The 17,629-nt window shown below is 54.4% G+C and carries 13 protein-coding genes; 4 read left to right on the plus strand and 9 right to left on the minus strand.

Going from position 1 to position 17,629, the window contains the following annotated elements; all coding sequences use genetic code 11:
- Window positions 1-14 precede the first annotated feature (14 nt).
- Window positions 15-914, minus strand: coding sequence for a lipoyl synthase (gene lipA, locus FRY98_RS07595; RefSeq protein WP_148451080.1), 900 nt, complete (start codon window positions 912-914; stop codon window positions 15-17).
- A 181-nt stretch (window positions 915-1,095) separates the two neighbouring features.
- Here lipA and FRY98_RS07600 point away from each other — a divergent pair, with 181 nt between their 5' ends.
- Entirely contained in the window at window positions 1,096-2,109 is a 1,014-nt protein-coding gene (locus tag FRY98_RS07600) for a M23 family metallopeptidase (RefSeq protein WP_148451243.1), read from the plus strand.
- A gap of 83 nt (window positions 2,110-2,192) precedes the next feature.
- On the opposite strand, the gene yunB is transcribed toward FRY98_RS07600, so the two are convergent.
- Window positions 2,193-3,164, minus strand: coding sequence for a sporulation protein YunB (yunB, locus tag FRY98_RS07605; protein ID WP_148451244.1), 972 nt, complete (start codon window positions 3,162-3,164; stop codon window positions 2,193-2,195).
- Between the two features lie 1,011 nt (window positions 3,165-4,175).
- Window positions 4,176-6,338 carry an alpha-galactosidase gene (locus FRY98_RS07610; RefSeq protein WP_148451245.1) on the minus strand — a complete coding sequence of 721 codons (2,163 nt, stop codon included), beginning with the start codon at window positions 6,336-6,338 and terminating at the stop codon, window positions 4,176-4,178.
- Window positions 6,339-6,541: 203 nt separating this feature from the next.
- Between FRY98_RS07610 and FRY98_RS07615 the strand changes: the two genes are divergently transcribed.
- A complete protein-coding gene (locus FRY98_RS07615) occupies window positions 6,542-7,369 on the plus strand; it encodes an AraC family transcriptional regulator (protein WP_249043348.1) in 828 nt (275 codons plus the stop codon).
- Between the two features lie 27 nt (window positions 7,370-7,396).
- On the opposite strand, the gene FRY98_RS07620 is transcribed toward FRY98_RS07615, so the two are convergent.
- The 4 genes from FRY98_RS07620 to FRY98_RS07635 are packed head-to-tail and all read right to left on the minus strand — an operon-like array spanning window position 7,397 to window position 12,478.
- Window positions 7,397-9,451 carry a beta-galactosidase gene (locus tag FRY98_RS07620; protein WP_249043349.1) on the minus strand — a complete coding sequence of 685 codons (2,055 nt, stop codon included), beginning with the start codon at window positions 9,449-9,451 and terminating at the stop codon, window positions 7,397-7,399.
- Window positions 9,452-9,467: 16 nt separating this feature from the next.
- On the minus strand, window positions 9,468-10,274 hold the full coding sequence (locus FRY98_RS07625) for a carbohydrate ABC transporter permease (RefSeq protein WP_148451082.1): 807 nt from the start codon (window positions 10,272-10,274) through the stop codon (window positions 9,468-9,470).
- Window positions 10,271-11,146, minus strand: coding sequence for a carbohydrate ABC transporter permease (locus tag FRY98_RS07630; protein WP_148451083.1), 876 nt, complete (start codon window positions 11,144-11,146; stop codon window positions 10,271-10,273). Before FRY98_RS07630 ends, FRY98_RS07625 begins: the two co-directional genes overlap by 4 nt.
- A 24-nt stretch (window positions 11,147-11,170) precedes the next feature.
- Window positions 11,171-12,478, minus strand: coding sequence for an ABC transporter substrate-binding protein (locus tag FRY98_RS07635; protein WP_148451084.1), 1,308 nt, complete (start codon window positions 12,476-12,478; stop codon window positions 11,171-11,173).
- A 267-nt stretch (window positions 12,479-12,745) separates the two neighbouring features.
- Here FRY98_RS07635 and FRY98_RS07640 point away from each other — a divergent pair, with 267 nt between their 5' ends.
- On the plus strand, window positions 12,746-14,311 hold the full coding sequence (locus FRY98_RS07640; protein WP_148451085.1) for a response regulator transcription factor: 1,566 nt from the start codon (window positions 12,746-12,748) through the stop codon (window positions 14,309-14,311).
- Window positions 14,312-14,328: 17 nt separating this feature from the next.
- Window positions 14,329-16,113: a sensor histidine kinase gene (locus FRY98_RS07645; RefSeq protein WP_148451086.1), complete on the plus strand. Its 1,785-nt coding sequence runs from the start codon at window positions 14,329-14,331 to the stop codon at window positions 16,111-16,113.
- Between the two features lie 56 nt (window positions 16,114-16,169).
- Here FRY98_RS07645 and nadE read toward each other — a convergent pair whose 3' ends face one another.
- Both nadE and nadD read right to left on the minus strand, forming a co-directional pair.
- Complete coding sequence (nadE, locus tag FRY98_RS07650) at window positions 16,170-16,988, minus strand: ammonia-dependent NAD(+) synthetase (RefSeq protein WP_148451087.1); 819 nt, start codon at window positions 16,986-16,988, stop codon at window positions 16,170-16,172.
- A 15-nt stretch (window positions 16,989-17,003) separates the two neighbouring features.
- Window positions 17,004-17,618, minus strand: a complete 615-nt coding sequence (nadD, locus tag FRY98_RS07655; RefSeq protein ID WP_148451088.1) for a nicotinate (nicotinamide) nucleotide adenylyltransferase — start codon at window positions 17,616-17,618, stop codon at window positions 17,004-17,006.
- Window positions 17,619-17,629 lie beyond the last annotated feature (11 nt).

The raw sequence follows: 17,629 nt of genomic DNA on the forward strand, positions 1-17,629 counted from the left end.
CCCTCCTTCACCGCTTAACTGGAAGCGGGCACACCTTCTTTACGGCTCTTCGCCGATTTCACCTGCTCATGGGCATGATAGGAACTGCGCACCAGCGGACCCGATTCCACATGGCTGAAGCCGCGCTTCAAACCCTCCTGTTTCAACTCCGCGAACTGCTCGGGCGTATAGTATTTCTCCACATGCAAATGCTGCGGAGACGGCTGCAAATACTGACCGATCGTCAGGATATCGCAGTCCACGGCCCGAAGATCATCCATCGCCTGCAGGATCTCGTCCCAATTCTCCCCAACACCGAGCATGATGCTGGACTTGGTTGGAATGTCGGGATTCATGGATTTGGCGCGTTGCAAAAGTTCTAGCGAGCGGCGGTATTTCGCCTTCGCCCGAACCCGGTCGGACAACCGTTCAACCGTCTCGATATTATGGTTGAGGATGTCGGGCTTCGCTTCCATGACGGTCCGCAGCGCTTCCTCGTTCCCGAGGAAGTCGGGAATCAATACTTCCACCGAGCAAAGCGGGAGCCGCTCGCGGATCGCCGAGATCGTCCGCGCGAAGATCATGGCGCCTCCGTCCTTCAAATCGTCGCGCGCCACACTCGTTACGACACAGTGTCTTAGGTTCATCTTCTCCGCGGCTTCCGCCACGCGTCCCGGCTCTTCCAGATCGAGCTCGGTCGGCATCCCCGTATTGACGGCGCAAAACCGGCAGGCCCGGGTGCAGATGTCGCCCAGGATCATAAATGTAGCGGTACGGTTCGCCCAACATTCATAAATATTCGGACAACGCGCTTCCTCGCAAACGGTATGCAGGGTCTTGGAGCGCATCATATTTTTAATATCCTGATAGTTATCTCCGGTGGTCAGCTTAATTCGAATCCAGTCCGGCTTAGGTTCACTCACACGTTTAGACAAATCCGGAAACCTTCCTTCTTGTGGAATCAGCTATAGCGCCATTTATTATACCATGAATGGTCTGGAAATACCTACAGTAATACTGGAATAAAAACACAGCTTTAGCCTCATCCTAAAGGACAGCCATCTTCATCGAAGGAGGAGATCTTCCTTGAGATCTGATGCTTTTTCACGCAGCCGGATGTTTCGCAGCATCGTTTGCGTTCTCGTGCTGACTCTGCTGTCCACGGCTCCCGGCTTCGGCGCCGCCGCTGCCAAGGCTCCCGGAAGCCCCGCCCCTCATGGCGAGAAAAAGGCGGATGAGCTGAGGTTCAGCTTATACCGGGAGATCGCGATGCTGACACATGTCCCTTGGTATTGGCTCGCTGCGATCGATCAATATGAACGGACGATAACTCCACGCAAAAAAGAACAAGCCCCGCCGAAAAATAAACTGGTCGGAATTCGCTTCAAGGAAGCGTTCTGGGCCGGACCGTTAAATCCCAACACGACCGACACGAATCCGGCCACGATTCAACTGTTCGGCGGGATCGGCAAGGACGCCACGGCCGACGGCAAGGCAAGCCCCGAAAACGACAGGGACGCCCTGTTCACGATGGCGGTCTATTTAAACCATTTCGGATATGAAGAAGACGACATTCGGATCGCCTTATGGCGATACTACCAAAACGACTCCTCCGTGACACGCATCCGCCAGTTCGCCAAAATTTACAATACCTTCGGCCGGGTGAACCTCTCGGATACGGCATTCCCGTTACCGGTAAAAGCAAACTATACTTATCGCGACACTTATGGGGATCGTCGTGGTTGGGGCGGGGTGCGGATCCATGAGGGGACCGACCTGTTCGCCTCTTACGGCGTTCCGGTCCGCAGCGTCTGCTACGGGATTGTGGAGACCAAGGGGTGGAATCCTTATGGCGGCTGGCGCATCGGCATTCGGGATCTGAACAACCGGTATCACTATTACGCGCACCTTCAAGGCTATGAAAAAAATATCGAAGTGGGCGACCCGATCGAGCCCGGAAAAACGATCGGATGGGTCGGCAGCAGTGGCTACGGCCCCCCCGGCACACAAGGGCGGTTTCCGCCGCATCTCCACTACGGCGTTTACCGGGACACCGGGACGGCCGAGTGGGCGTTTAACCCCTACCCGCTCCTGGTACAGTGGGAAAGGGCGGATCGCAAGCGAAAATAGCGATAAAATCACGAAAATGGGCGCCTGCGGAGGTTAGGATCTGCGGCGCCCTTTTAATCGGTACTGCCCGTTGTTCAAATCGTTCACGGTTGTTCCGTAGAGGACTCTCCGCCTCCCCTCTCTCCCTTCGGGCCGGCGTCTGTCTGCGAATCGCCGGTTTGCGGGTCGAGTTCCCGACCTCCGTTTCCGTTTCCGTTGCCGGCTCCGGCCGCTCCGCCTTCGCCATGGCCCTCATCTCCATTGCCGCTTCCGCCCCCGCCCGGCGAACCGCCATCCGCCTCTGGACCCGTTCCGTCTGTTCCCGACTTTCCGGGCTGAGACGGCAGCGCGATACTCGGGGCTCCCCCCTGATCGCCGACCGGATTCCCTTTGCTATCGTAGTAATACATCGGAACTTCGCCCACCACCAGAAGATAGGAAACCGGAATTTCCGTCTCCACCGCCTGCGGTTCCATATCGAAGGGCACAACCACGGCCAATTCCGTACGTACCCGCAAATAAACTTCCACCAGGATATTATTAATCCCCGCGTCCTGCCGGCGGGTGTTCAAATCGACTTTCACATCGCCTTTGGGTTCGATCTTGATCGGGATGCTCGGCCCGAACGAGGCCAGAATCGGACTGCCCAGCGCCTGGCCGAGCGGAATATGCTCCGAAAGGCGGGCCACCTCGTCCAACGTGTTCCGGACGGTATGAATCGTGTCCGACGTGATTCGCATATGGGCCGAATAGTTCAGCATGAAGCCCGAGACTTTTCCCGCTCCGTCCGTTTTCCAGTCGATCAGATTGCCGACATGCTCCTCATTCGCCACCTGCGCCGTAATCGCCTCATTGATGGATTCCGTGGCGATCTGCTTCACGCGGATTTTGGCCAAATGCATAATCGGTTCCCGCATATGGCGTTCCACATATCCAATAAACTGAAATAAGGCAACGATCACCACCACGCCCGCGATGAGCCACAGTTTTCGCCGGCTAATCGGCCTCCGGTTCCGCCCGCTTCCCCATCTTCTCACCCTCCGGTAACGCCATCCCCTTCTGAACCGCACCTTCATCCCCCCTGCCCTGTCCATGGGTGCCTTCAATAAAGGGTATGCGCGTCTCCGAAAAAAAAGAAGGCCGGGCCTGGGGCCAGTTAGGAAGTTCGGTATCCGGCGACGCCGTCCCCGCAGGGCGGAACGGGTAATTCCGACGGATGCCTGCTTTCTGCCGCGATTTTGTCGAATCCGGCTCATTGGTGATGACGTAAAATAGTTTGGCCCGGCCGAAATTTTCTAACGGAAGCCATAGCCGCTATTTCGTACATTTGAGGCGATTGCGAATTCTAACGGACGCAGTAGCCGCTATTTCCCTAAAATGAGGCCATTCAGGCGGGAAAGTCGACAAATAGGCGCTATTATTTCCGTTAGAATTTCAAAAGTGCGGATTTTCGCGAAATAGCGGCTATTATTTCCGTTAGAACCAACTGTGTTCGCTAAAACCAGCGCGCGGCATGTAGTTCGCGTTAATCCCAATGCGCGGCGTTAGGCCAAAATCTGATTTCGGGGCCCGCTCAGAGTAATAAGGTCCTTCTCTTCTTGACCGCTATTCTTCCCTAAACCGTATCGGGCGGCAACTTGTCCCTTGCCAGACAACCTTAATAACATAAAATTCCTGCATATCTGCATGTTTTTTTCTTGTTCGGAACAAAAATTTGAAAATTCCTGCGATTCTGCAGGAATCTTTGACGAAACCGGCTCGTTTCTCTAAAATCACTAGAAATACCTGCAGATTTGCATCTTTTTCTAACATCCGCTCAGGAATCGGCCTGAATACCTGCAGATTTGCATCTTTTTGGAGTTGGCCGGGTTGGAAGGTAGGGGTTAGGCACCTTGATCTTCGTCAACTAAATACGATTTGGCGACTCCTCATTTTCTCCTACTACGATGTCTGATGAGGCACCGGCGCCCCAAACCAAATGACCGGTATTGCGGATTAGAGCAGGGCATGGCGCACACGAAAAAAGCCTGCATCTTTCGCAGGCTTTTTTCGTATGGCGACGCTCTAATCCGTCCCGCCGTCACTTCTCAGTTCTCCACGGCCTTCAGTCTGAACATCGCGCTGGCGTAGTCGCCCTTCAGTCCGGGAAGGGGCAAGCCGATCCGCATCAGCCGGTCGCCGGGCAGCACATCCTCCGTGCTTTCGCCTTCGATCCGGTAATCATAGTCCGGATGAAGACCCTGGAGCCGCAGCCTCCGCTCCGGAGCGTTGGGCTCGGCCAGCACCCGGAAATAGAAGGCCAGCGCTTCTTTGCGGTCGGCGGATACGAACATCCAGGCGGACTCGCCTCCCTCGAACGGGCTTAATAGCCGATAGAGATCGCCCTGTTGCACGAGGGAGCGGATCTCCTTATATACCCGGACCTGCTCCTTCACGATTTCCTTCTCTTCATCCGTAAACTGGGTCAGGTCCAGTTCATAGCCGAAGTTGCCGGACATCGCCACATCGCCTCGCATTTTCAGCGGGGTCATGCGCCCTACCTGATGGTTCGGCACCGCGGATACATGGGCCCCGATCGAGCTGACCGGATAGACCAGGCTGGTGCCGTACTGAATCTTGAGCCGCTCGACCGCGTCGGTATTATCGCTGGTCCAGGTTTGCGGCATATAATACATCATGCCGGGATCGAACCGGCCGCCTCCGCTCGAGCAGTTCTCGAACAAGATATGCGGAAACTCGGACGTCAGCCGTTCAAGCAGTTCGTACAGCCCCAACACGTACCGGTGGGCGATCTCGGCCTGCTGCTCGGGCGGGCTCTGCACGGAACCGATTTCCGTCAAATAGCGGTTCATGTCCCATTTGATGTAGGAGACCGGCACCGTGCTAAAAATCCCGCTCAGCGTCTGGTAGATATACTCCCGCACATCCGCGCGCGAATAATCCAGCACAAGCTGCCACCGCGCCTCCGTCCGGCGCCGGCCTTCGACGTGAAGGCACCAATCCGGATGCTGGCGGTACAGTTCGCTGTCCGGGGAGATCATCTCCGGCTCCACCCATAATCCGAACTGCATGTCCAAAGCTTTGACCTGGTCCGCAAGGTCGGTCAGGCCGCCGGGCAGCTTGCGCAAATCGGGCGTCCAATCGCCGAGGGACGATCTGTCGTTATCCCGCTTGCCGAACCACCCGTCGTCGAGCACGAAGAGCTCGATGCCCAACTCGGCACCCGCCTTGGCGATCGATACGATCTTCTCCGTAGTGAAGTCGAAGTAAGTGCCCTCCCAGTTGTTGACCAGAATCGGCCGTTCCCGGTCGCGATGCACCCCGCGGCTCAACCGGGTCCGGTACAAACGGTGATACGTTCTCGACATCGCTCCGAGCCCGGCCGGCGAATACACCATCACGGCTTCCGGCGTTTGAAAAGCTTCTCCCGGTTTCAAAACCCAGTGGAAATCAAACGGATTCAGCCCGATGGACAGCCTCGTGCTCCGGAAGGGATCCACTTCGGCCTGGGCCGCGAAGCTGCCGCTGTATACCAGGCTCATGCTATACACCTCGCCGTGCTCTTCCCCGGCTCCCGGCTCCGCCAGCGCGACGAACGGGTTCAACTGGTGCCCGCTGACCCCCCGTCTGCTTTCGATTACCGTTCCTCCGGACCCGAGCGGGCGGCGCTCCAGGTGCCCTTCCCTGGCCCATGTACCGGCCAGATAGATCATGTCCAGGTCGGATCGCGGCAAATCGACGCTGGCGCTCAGCGCCCGCATCACCCCAAGCGGACCCGTGCCGGAATTGACCAGGCGCGCCGACCGGGTCACCGCGTCGGCGTGTTGGAATACGGTATAGTTCAAATACACCGTCAGGCCGCTGTATTCGTCCCTTAACTCCAACTCCAGCGTTTCGGCTTCTTCCTCGCTTTCCGCATAGACCGCGGGCAGCCCCTCAAGCTTCGGCTTGCCTCCGAAAATCCGGTGCCCCTGATATTTCAGCTCCGTAATCCGGGAACCGTCCTCAAGCCGGACTTGATACGCCGGATGGCGGAAATCCCCTGACCCGTACTGCGGGTACTCCTGCGGAAGCCGGTCCAGCGCAAGATTGCCGCTCAAATTAATGTAACTTCGGGGGCGGTCCGTCAGCCGCAATTTTTGTCCCCAATACGCATGAGCCGGGTAACCGTTCACGATTTGCAGGATATAACTCATATTCTCCGATTGAAGATGGAAGATCTGTTCCGATTCATTATATTGGATCGCCATAATAATCCCCTTTTCCGACAAATTCATTAAAAAACCCGCTATTCCTCCCATCATAAGGCGGAGATCCCGAAGCCGTAAATGGAACATCGCTACACAAATATGGCATAGTCATAGATTATCGTGAAAAATAACGGAAATCTGGCGAATCTATATGGTATGGTACTAGATAGAACAGATCACAACGCAGTAAGGGGGAATCCTCATTGATCGAATATCTGGCGGTCCACCCGTCCTTTCTCGATCTGCACCTGACCCAATACGGAATGGAGCAGTGCACACCTCTTCATGACTTCGGACCCGCCGTCCGGGACTATTATCTTTTGCACTTCGTCCTGGAAGGCAGAGGCAAGTTTGAAACCCGGGAGCACAGCTATCCCCTGGAACGAGGTCAGGCTTTTCTCATTTCTCCGGGGGAGGTAACTTACTACCAGGCCGACAGGGAGCACCCGTGGAAATATGGATGGATCGGGTTTCAGGGCATCCAGGCGGAAGCTTTTTTGCAGGAGGCCGGTCTCTCCGTGGAATGGCCCATTCTCCACCGGTTTGATCCTGAGCTTGTCGAGAAACGGATCTTTCAGATGCACCACGCCAAAAAGATGGAGAGCGGGCGCGATCTGAGACGGGCCTCGCTTCTGTATTCGCTGTTTTCCCACATGGCCGAAGCCAACCCCAAGCCGGCCTCCGCATGGGGGAAGCATAACCGGCAGGACCTGTATGTGCAAAAGGTGATTGATTTTATCGAGATCAACTATGCCGACAAAATCAGGATCTCGCAAATCGCCGACTACGTCGGTCTCGACCGCAGCTATCTTTGCGCCGTGTTTAAAGCGCGAATGGGCACCAGTCTCCAGGAGCACCTGATCCGGTTCAGGATCAACAAGGCGTGCAGCCTGATGAACAACCCGCTGCTGACGATCGGCGATATCGCGAGGTCCGTCGGATACGAGGATCCGCTGCTTTTTTCCAAAATGTTCAAAAAAGAAAAAGGGCTCTCCCCCAGACAGTACCGCTGTTCCCCAACGGATGCCTGAAGGGAGGCCCCTTCGTTTTTATTCAGACTAGGCTTGAACAGTTCTTTTGGCAACCAGCACCTCATAGGGGGCGAGCGCCCATGGTTGGCTTAGATCGGCTTCACGGCTCACGGCCTGCCAGTCCGAACCGAGCGGCAAAATGGCCGCGGAAGCCGCATTATAGTTTTGTAAGAAGATATACTCCACTTTCTCATCAGACCGGGCGGCCGCATATACCCCATCGGGCAGCGTGATGTCGACCGGCCTGTACAGCCCGACCGATTCGGTCAGATCCAGATAAAAATCATCATAAAAACGCGCCTCGAAGTGGCTGGCGATATAATACGCCTGACCGCGGCCAAAAGTATTCCTCGTTACCGCCGGCCTTCCGGCATAGAAATCCTCGTCATACACCAGGAGCGTCTCCGCCCCTTCCAAATGAAGCAGATCGCACAGCTTATTGCAGACGTAGGAGCCGCGCAGGGCTCCTGCGCCCTTCCCGAACGGTTGGACCACGCTGCCGCGGTTATGTTCGTGGTCATACAGTCCGTCGATTTCCTCGCTAACCACGCCGGCCACGTCCGTCAACCGGTAAGGAGCATCCCCTTGGAAAACCAGGTCGTTCTCGTTCACGATCCCGCTCCAATAGGTCATGACGAGGACCCCGCCCCGCTCGACGAAAGAGCGCAGCTTCCGTTCAAACTCCCCCCGGAGCATATAGATCATCGGAGCGATGAGCAGTTTATAGCCGTCGATGTCGCTCTCCATATCCACAAAATCCGTCGTAATGCCCCGTTTGAGGAGGGCCCGGTAATGGGACTGGACTTCTTCGATATAGCCCATATCCCGATTACGCGGTCCTTGCGAGTCTTCGATCGCCCATTTGTTTTCCCAATCGTACACGATAGCCGCTTCCGCCTTCGGTACGGTACCGGCTACCCCGGACAGGCTGCCGAGCAGTCGGCCCAAGTCCGCGACTTCGTCAAAAACTCTCGTGTCCGCGCTGCCGTCATGAGACACGACCGCCCCGTGAAACTTCTCGCTGGAGCCGCGGCTTTTGCGCCACTGAAAATACTGGACCGAATTCGATCCATGAGCCACCGCCTGCAGGGAGGAGAGCTTATGCATCCCCGGCTTTTTCAGTTTCGATACGCTCTGCCAATTGGTCATGCTGGGCGAGCTTTCCATCAACAGGAAAGGCGCTTTTTTGATCGATCGCATCAGATCGTGATTCATGGCGGTATCTACGGCAATCTCGATATCCGGTTTCTTGTGCCAGGTCGGATAATTGTCCCAGGACACGATATCTACCGCATCTTTGAACTTGAAGTAGTTAAGTCCGTTGTAGTAATACATGAAATTGGTCGTCGCCGGAAGTTCCGGGCGGTACGCCTTCACTGCGGCAATTTCATGCCGCATGAAATCCAGGGTTTGATCCGTCACAAACCTCCGCCAATCCAGATTCATGCCGTGTATCGCATTTTCCCCGTGAGGGGCCGGCGACTCGATCTGCGACCAGTCGGTATACGTGTGGCTCCAGAACGTGGTCCACCATTGCTCGTTCAAGTTATCGAGCGTGCCGTACTTGCGCTCCAGCCACTGCCTGAAAGCCTCCTGGCATAAGTCGCAGTGGCAGTCTCCGCCGTATTCATTGGAAATATGCCACAGCTTGACCGCCGGATGATGGCCGTAACGCTTGGCAAGCTCTCCATTGATCCGCTCGATCTTTTCCCGGTAAACGGGCGATGTATAGCAGTGGTTATGGCGCGCCCCGAACAAGTTGCGGCGGCGGTCCGCGGAGACCCGCAGCACCTCGGGATACTTCTGCGCCAGCCAGGCCGGCCGCGCGCCGGAAGGGGTGGCCAGGAATACGGAGATCCCGTTGGCGTGCAGGGAATCGAGGATCCCGTCCAGCCAATCCCACCGGTAGCTGCCTTCCTCGGGCTCCAGGGCGGCCCAGGAGAAGATCCCGACGGACATCACATTGCAGCCCGCTTTTTTCATATATTCGATGTCCTGCTTCAGAATCTCCGGATGTTTCAACCATTGTTCCGGATTATAATCGGCTCCATGCAAAAGCCGCTCGTTAAAATAAGCGCTCATCTTCATCCTCCGTTCCTTATTTGACCGAACCGAGCATCCCCTGGACGAACTGCTTCTGCAGCAGGAAGAAGATCGCGACCGTCGGAAGCGTCGTCACCACAATGGCCACCATAATGATCCCGTAGTCCGGATTATAGGAGGAGGCCAGCGAGGACACGATCAGCGGCAGCGTCTTTTTCTCCTGGGTTTGCAGCGCGATGAGCGGCCAGAGGAAATTGTTCCAGTTATTCATGAACGTGATGATGGCCGCCGCCGCGTAGGTCGGCTTCATCGTCGGCATGTAAACGCGCGTAAACAAACGCCACTCGTTCAGTCCGTCAACCCGTCCCGCCTGCAGCAGTTCGCGCGGAAACGACTTCGTATTTTGCATAAAGAAGAAAATCATAAACGCCGTAGTAATCGTCGGCAGAATGACGGCCGTCGGCGAGTTGAGCAGCCCCATCCGGCTGAACATGCGGAACAGCGGAATCATTACGGCCGCAAACGGCATCATCATGGAGAGCATCAGCAGACCGAACAACCGGTCCTTGCCCCGGGATCGGTAGATTTCAAAACCGTAGCCGGCCATGGAGCTAAGAATGAGCGTGAACAGCGTGCCGACGACGGCGATGAGCGCCGAGTTCCAAAACGCCGTTCCCAGCGTGGTCATATCCAGCAATTTGGTAATATTTTCCGAGAGCATCGAACCGAAGCTGAATTTGCCTTTGACAATGTCGGAGGAACTGTTCGTCATGCCGATCAGCATCCAGAGAAACGGAAACAAAGAGATCGCGGACACGATCATTAAAAACAGGTGAACCCCCAGCGCGCTGGCTTTCTTCATTTCTTCTCCCCTCCTACCTTGAGCTGGAAGAACGCAAGCACGGCAACCATAATAACGATCGCGTAAGACACCGTAGCCGCATAGCCGAAGTTTGGCGTGTAGACGAACGACAGATTGTAAATGTATTGGGAAATCGTCATCGTCGCATTCCCGGGACCCCCGTTGGTGATATTGACGACCTCGTCAAACAGCTGTAGCGTCCCGTTCGTGGATATAATCGCCGTAAACAAGATGATCGGTTTGAGCATCGGAACCGTGATGGAAAAGAACTGTCTGGTCTTGGAAGCTCCGTCGATCGAAGCGGCTTCGTAAACGCTCGGATCGATATTTTGCATTGCGGATAAATAAAAGATCATATTATAGCCGGTCCAACGCCAGGTGATGGCGGCAATGATGACGACCCTCGCCCAAACGGGATCCATAAGCCAGGCGATCGGCCCGTCGATGAGATGGATCGACATCAGCATTTTGTTCAGAATGCCGTCCACGGCAAAAATGCTTTTGAACAAAACCGCATAGGAAACCAGCGAAGTTACGCAGGGCAGGAAGATCGCCGTCCGGTAAAACCCTTTAAAACGAAGCTTCGGCATATTCAGAAAATACGCGATCACCAGTCCCAGAAACAGCATGATCGGCACCTGGACGACCAGGTAGAGCAATGTGTTGAAGAGCGCCTGCTTGAACATCGGATCCGAGAACAGTCTCGCGTAATTGTTCAGTCCGATAAAGCTGGTGACATTTCCTTTGCCCGATTGAAACGATAAGATGAGAGACTGGATCATCGGATAAAAGCTGAACAAGACAATGATAGCGGAGGGCAGCAGTACAAACTGCCACCCCATAAAAGTTGATTTCGTCGATTTACTGCCCATAAGTCACCTGCACCTCGATTGGATTTATTGCACCTGCTGCTCAAACAATCTTTGGATGTTGAACAGGCTGTCTTTCAGGTCTGCTCCGTTCAATATGTTGGGCAGTTCGTTCTTCAAGGCGTCCTTGGCCTCCTGCGTATAGGTTCCCAGGCTGATTCCCGGCACCTGTTTCGACCACTCGGTGAAATCTTTATAAATCGCTTGTCCGCCGAAGAACTCTGATTCCTGGCCGTACGCCTCGCTGGAGAATGCGGGAATGTAAGAACCTACGCCGCCGTTCTCTTTCAGGAAGCGCTCGTAGAATTCACTGCTTCCGCCAATCGTTTTCGCCAGGAAGTCGATCGCCAAATCCTTGTTGGCCGAACCTTCAAGGACAAACCAGCTCGATCCGCCTTCATTGGACGCGTTAACCGCACCCTCGACATTCAGTCTTGGAATCGGAGCCACGCCCCATTTGCCGCTTTGATCCTTGGCATCCATAATCGAGGCTACCTGCCATACCCCGGACACGACCGTGGCGACGTCCCCCGAGTTAAAGCTGCCGACGAATTCGCTCCATCCGGTTACCGGCTTGGCGATCCCGGAATCGGAAATCGCTTTGTATACCCGGAGCGTCTCCGCCATAACCGGGTTGTCTACGAAATTCCCCTTGTTATCCGGGGTAATGTACCAGGAGCCCCCCGACTGCAGCAAAATGGAGGTCAGCGCTTCGTCGTTCGGGTTGATCGTGGACATGTATTTTCCCGTTTTTTCCTTAACCTCTTTCCCGATTTCGATGTAGCGATCCCAGGTGATGTTCTCCAAGTCTTCCGCTTTGAAGCCGGCCTGTTCCAAATAATCGGTACGGTAGAACATGCCGGTCACGCCGATATCGAACGGGACGCCATAAATTTTGTCGTCGATACGCAGCGCGTCCACTTTGTAGGGAGAAAACTGGCTGTAGTCCACTTTGTCCGTAAAATCGGCAAACGTGTTCGGATAAGCGGTTACATATTTTTGAATATTCGGATCGTTAACCAAAATAATATCCGGAAGCCCGTCCTTTACGCCTGCCGCCAAATTTGTATTCAGCTTCTGTTCCAGGTCAGTTTTGGCCATATCCACCACTTCCAGTTGGAAGTCGGGATGATCTTTTTTGTACAACTCCTCAGCAATTTTCAACGCCGCACCGTTAAAGGACGGATCCCAAGCCCAGGCAACCACTTTTTTGGAGCCGGATTTTCCTTCGCTCCCCTCCGCGCCTCCGGCGGTTTCCGACTTGGCGGACCCGCACGCCGCAAGCAGCGAAGCCGTCAGAGAGACGAGCAGTAGAACGGAAAGCCATTTTTTCAATGTGTACAACCCCTTTTGTTTGATTTGTGTAAGCGCTTCATGGATTTCGATATTCATTTTAGAAAAAGCGGGCCCCAAAGTATAATAATAATTAGCTTAATATTAGCAGGAATTTTGGATGTCTCCCGGCCGGTCTTACCCGGCTAGTAAAAATTATGGAGACTAGCAAATATTTTTGCAGATATTTTACTTGGCGGTCCTGCCATACCTTTCTATATTAAATTGATATATGATGAGGTAAAAGAAAAACGGCAGTGAGGTGTGAATATGGAACAGCGCTCCAAAAACTTCCGAGTGATGATTGTCGACGATGAAGCGATCCTGCGAACGGGACTGCTGCATCTATGCTCTTGGAGCGATCATGGAATCGAAATCGTCGCTCAGGCCTCAAATGGCCAGGAAGCGCTTCAACAGATCGAAACGGTTCGTCCGCATGTGGTCATTACGGATATCGTCATGCCGCTGATGGACGGCGTAGAATTTACGAAGGCGATGAAATTGCGCTACCCGGAGATCAAAATCATCGTATTGAGCAGTTACAGCGAATTCAGTTATGTCCGCGAGGTGTTTAAATACGGGGTGACCGACTATTTGCTGAAGCCCAAGGTTTCCGCGCCTGAGCTCATCTCTCTGATTCAAAGCTTGTGCAGCGATTTGGAGTGGAAGACGAAAGCTCCCGCTGCCGAAACCCTGGATATCTCGCTTGCTCTAGGTCAGTGGCTGGATCACGACATCCCCCGGGAGGAGATGGATGAGGAGCTGCTGCGCGGGCTAACCCGGCATTTCCCGTCGCGTTTTTATCGCATGGCCTTGGCGGATCTCAGCCTGCTGCTGAATCGAACCAAATGGACTCAGAGCCAAGTGGAGCAGGTCATTCTCCAATATGCGGCGGAAGAATTAAGCGGCCTTCCCTACACCGTCGTATTTTTGAAGAACGAAGTACTGCTTCTTATTAATTTCAATTTACAGGAAGCCGGGGAGGCGGTCGATTCGCTTGCCGCCTTTGCGCGGCGGATTCAAGCCTCGTTGAACTTTGTTTCCTTCCTTCAATCGGAAGCTTTCGAAGATATCCGGCAAACCGCGGGGGAGCGGGAACGGCTTCTTCCCTGTCTGGGCAAACTGATCTATTTTCCCGACAGCGCCATCATTCCGGAAACCCGGATTATAAATCATAACGACGACAGCGCCTCCTTCGACCAGACCCCGTTTCTGACCGCGCTGCGCATGCTTGCTATGGATGAATCCATCCGCCAATTGAAAGCGCTTCTATCGGGAATTTCGTCGGCCCAATCCTATAACGAATACAGCCTGAAACTCCTGTGCCAAAACTTGGTTTATAACGCGCTCACCACGCTGGAACAGATGAAACAACCCGTGATGGAGCTGGGCGCTTCCAAGCTGAAGCTATTTAAGCAGATCGATCTGGCTTTCGGCATCCGCGAACTGGAGGAGGTGCTGCTTCAATTTCTGCAAGCGCTTAAAGGTGCAATCCGGGCCACGGATCTGTCGCAAACCGCGATACTGCAAAAAATTTACGATTACGTTAACGAAAATTTCGACAAGGACATTTCCCTGGCGGAAATGGCGAACGCGCTCCATCTGAATTACAGTTACTTGTCCTCGTACTTCAAACAGCGTACCGGGGAGAACCTGACCTCGTACATCAACCGGGTACGCACCGAGAAGGCCAAGGAGCTTCTGCTGAACCAGGAATTGTCGATTTCCGAAGTGAGCCGGTTAACCGGTTTTTCGGAGCATAATTACTTCTCCAAGGTGTTTAAAAAAATGACGGGGATGACCCCGGCGGAGTATCGAAACCATATCTTCCAGTAAAGACAGGTGGCCTTTCCATGCTGAGAAAAAACAGCATATTCATCAAAATGTTGATTCTGATGCTCTCCGGCATTTTGGTCATCTCCTTGCTCCTTATGCTCGCCTCTTCCACCATTTCGGAACGCATTTTATTAAAGCAGGTTGTAAGGAGCGCTTCGGCCAATATGAACCTGGTCAAAGACGATTTGCTCAGTTATAACGATCAAGTCGCGGGCACCATGCTGCAGATCGGCAGCAGCAGCGAGTTCAAAAATTATATTACCAAGCCGGCCGACACGCCTTTGCAGCAAATCAATCTGGTCATTTCGCTCGGCAGATATATCGACCTGTACAAGGACTATTTGAGTCCGGAAAAATCGCATATCATCGTCTCCGGGCTGCCGGGCGAAGGAGGACGGCATTACTCCAGCAATGCGCTTAAATGGGACAAGATCCCGCAGGATATCGTCACCAAATATATGACCGTCGACGGGAAGATTCCGAACCGCATCCTGTATCACAGCAGTCCGGATCTGTTCGTGGAATCCGTTCCTTACGACAATTTTATATTCGCCACCAAGCCGCTCGTCGACAGCGGCACAGGCTGGATGTACGGGTATGCGGCGGTGGTCATGGATGAATTGAATATTTTTCGCAAGTACAGTCCTTATGTATCCGAAGGCATTCATATTTCCCTGATTTCGGCGGACGGGACCATCCTTTCCAGCAGCGAAAGGAGCATGATCAGCAAAAAGGACGACTCGCTTCTCGCCATAGCGCTGGAGACCGCCAAGCAGAAAGACGGAGTACGGGCGGAATCCCGTCAGAAGCAAACCTATATTTCCTATTATCTGCCGGAGTTCAACGCTTATTTGCTGGAGGAAATCAACCAGCTCAAGGCCTTTGCGCCGTTATATAACATCTCGTGGGAGATTTCGAAAGTCGTGAGCATCGTGCTGGCTCTCACCCTGATTTTTGTTTATTTCATGAGCCGGCGGATTACCCGTCCGCTGAACAACCTGGTTAAAACGATGCAGACCAACAAGGGGGATAATCTCAAGCTGCACCCGCTGCAAGAGGACGGAAGCTATGAAACCAACGTGCTGACCAAAGCGTATAACCGGATGATCAAGGAGATCGACCGATACACCGAAAAACTGCTCTACGAGCAGCAGGAACGCCGGAAGGCCGATTTGAACGCGCTGCAGATGCAGATCAATCCTCACTTTTTGTACAATACTTTAAGTTCGATCAAATACTTGGCCAAAATGCAGCGTTCGGATCAGGTGGACCAGACGATCAACAGCCTCATCTCCATGCTTCAAAGCACGATCGGCTCCACGGAGGATATGGTTACCGTCGAAACCGAAATCGAGACGCTGAAGCACTATGTGTATATTAATCAGATCAGATACGGCGACCAGATCCGGGTTCATTACGAAGTCGCCGAAGACTGCCGCAGGCTGCTCGTTCCGAAGCTGGTGATTCAGCCGTTCGTGGAAAACGCCTTCTTCCATGCCTTTCCCGGTTCCTCCAGCGGAACGATCCATATTTATATCCGCAGACAGGAGGAGGATCTGATGATCGAAGTCATGGATAACGGGGTCGGCATGTCCGCGGTTCCGGCACAGATCCGCGACCGCAAGAAGCACAGATTATCGGGAATCGGCGTGTCCAACGTCCACAGCCGGATTCGGCTGTTATTCGGTTCCCGTTACGGAATCCGCATTCAAAGTGAGGAAGGGTACGGAACGGCCGTGATGATCACCCTTCCGGCGATAGATCAAACGGATGCCGCGGAGGAACGGGCGGAAACCGGGTAAAAAACAAGGCTGCCCCTGCAGGCAGCCTTGTTTGGACTTTCCTATGGACTTTCGTCTTACTTCCACCACGTATCGAACGGCGTTACCGGAAGCTCGCGCTTATGCTGGGTTACCCGGTAACGCTTCTCGATGTTCTCTTTCGCCTTGGGCTCTACCTCGTTCCCCGTCAGGTACTGATCGAGAATCTCATATGTCATGCCCAGCTCGGCTTCATCGGCTTGCTGCGGCTTGTGGTCGAGGAGATCGGCGGTCGGCGTCTTTAAATACAACCGTTCCGGAGCGCCCAGCTCCTTGAGAAGCTCGCGGCCCTGGGTTTTCGTCAATCCCGATAACGGCAAGACGTCGGCCCCGCCGTCCCCGAATTTCGTAAAGAAGCCGGTGACCGCCTCCGCCGCATGATCCGTGCCGATGACGAGGCAGCCCTTGGCCCCGGCGATGGCGTACTGTGCGATCATCCGCATGCGCGCTTTCACGTTGCCCTTGTTGAAATCCGACAGCGTCTCGCCCACGGATTGCTCGAACTGCTCGGCGGCGGCTTGAACCGGCTCCTCAATGTTATACACCAGGGAGTGGTCCGGCCGGATAAACTCCAGCGCCGCTTGAGCGTCGGCTTCATCCTTCTGCACCCCGTACGGCAGCCGAACGGCGTAGAAAGCGGCCTCCCGTCCTTCGGCGCGCAGTTCCTCGGCCGCCAGTTGGGCCAGCCGTCCCGCCAGCGTGGAGTCCTGCCCGCCGCTGATCCCCAGCACAAAGCCTTTGGCGCCGGCATTTTTGCAATAGGCCTTCAAGAAGTCGACGCGAATGCGGATTTCTTCCTGCGGATCGACCCCCGGCTTCACTTTTAACGTCTCGATAATTTGCTGCTGCGTGTTCATCTGATTTTCCCCTTCCTATTGGTATAATCGATGCTCTCTGATATAACTGTAACAGCTTTCGGGAACGAGGTAGCGCGGCTCCCCGCCCCGCCTCAGTTCATCCCGGATATAGCTGGAGCTGATCTCCATCGCCAGGCCCTTGTCGATCAAATGAAAAGTCTGTCCATCGTCGGCATTGCGGAGAATGGGCGAACGGCTGATGGCCGACAGCATGTTGATGCCGTCCCTGGCCATGACGATGAACTTGTTCTCGGCGATCAGTTCCTCGGACTTCTTCCATTTCCCTTCTCCGATGTCCAGCAGCAGGTCGGCTCCCATGATAAAGTTCACTTCATCCTCCGGATACGCGGCCTTGAAATGCTGGAGCGTCAAGTAGGTCGCGATTTCCCAGCCGGCCTGCTTCATCTCGTAGTCGTCGGCCACGAACTTCCCGTTTCCGGCGATCGCCAGCAAAATCATGTTCCACCGGTGTTCGTCACTAATGTGCATCGTCTTGTCGGGCCGCTTGTTCGAACAGGGCAGAAAAATCACTTTATCCAGCCTGCAGCGGTGGGCGACGGTGCTTGCGGTCCAAAGATGGACGTTCGTGATCGGATCGAAGGAAGACCCGTAAATTCCGATTTTCCCCATGGCTGCCGCCT

It is taken from the genome of Paenibacillus faecis (assembly GCF_008084145.1).
GTDB lineage: Bacteria > Bacillota > Bacilli > Paenibacillales > Paenibacillaceae > Fontibacillus > Fontibacillus faecis.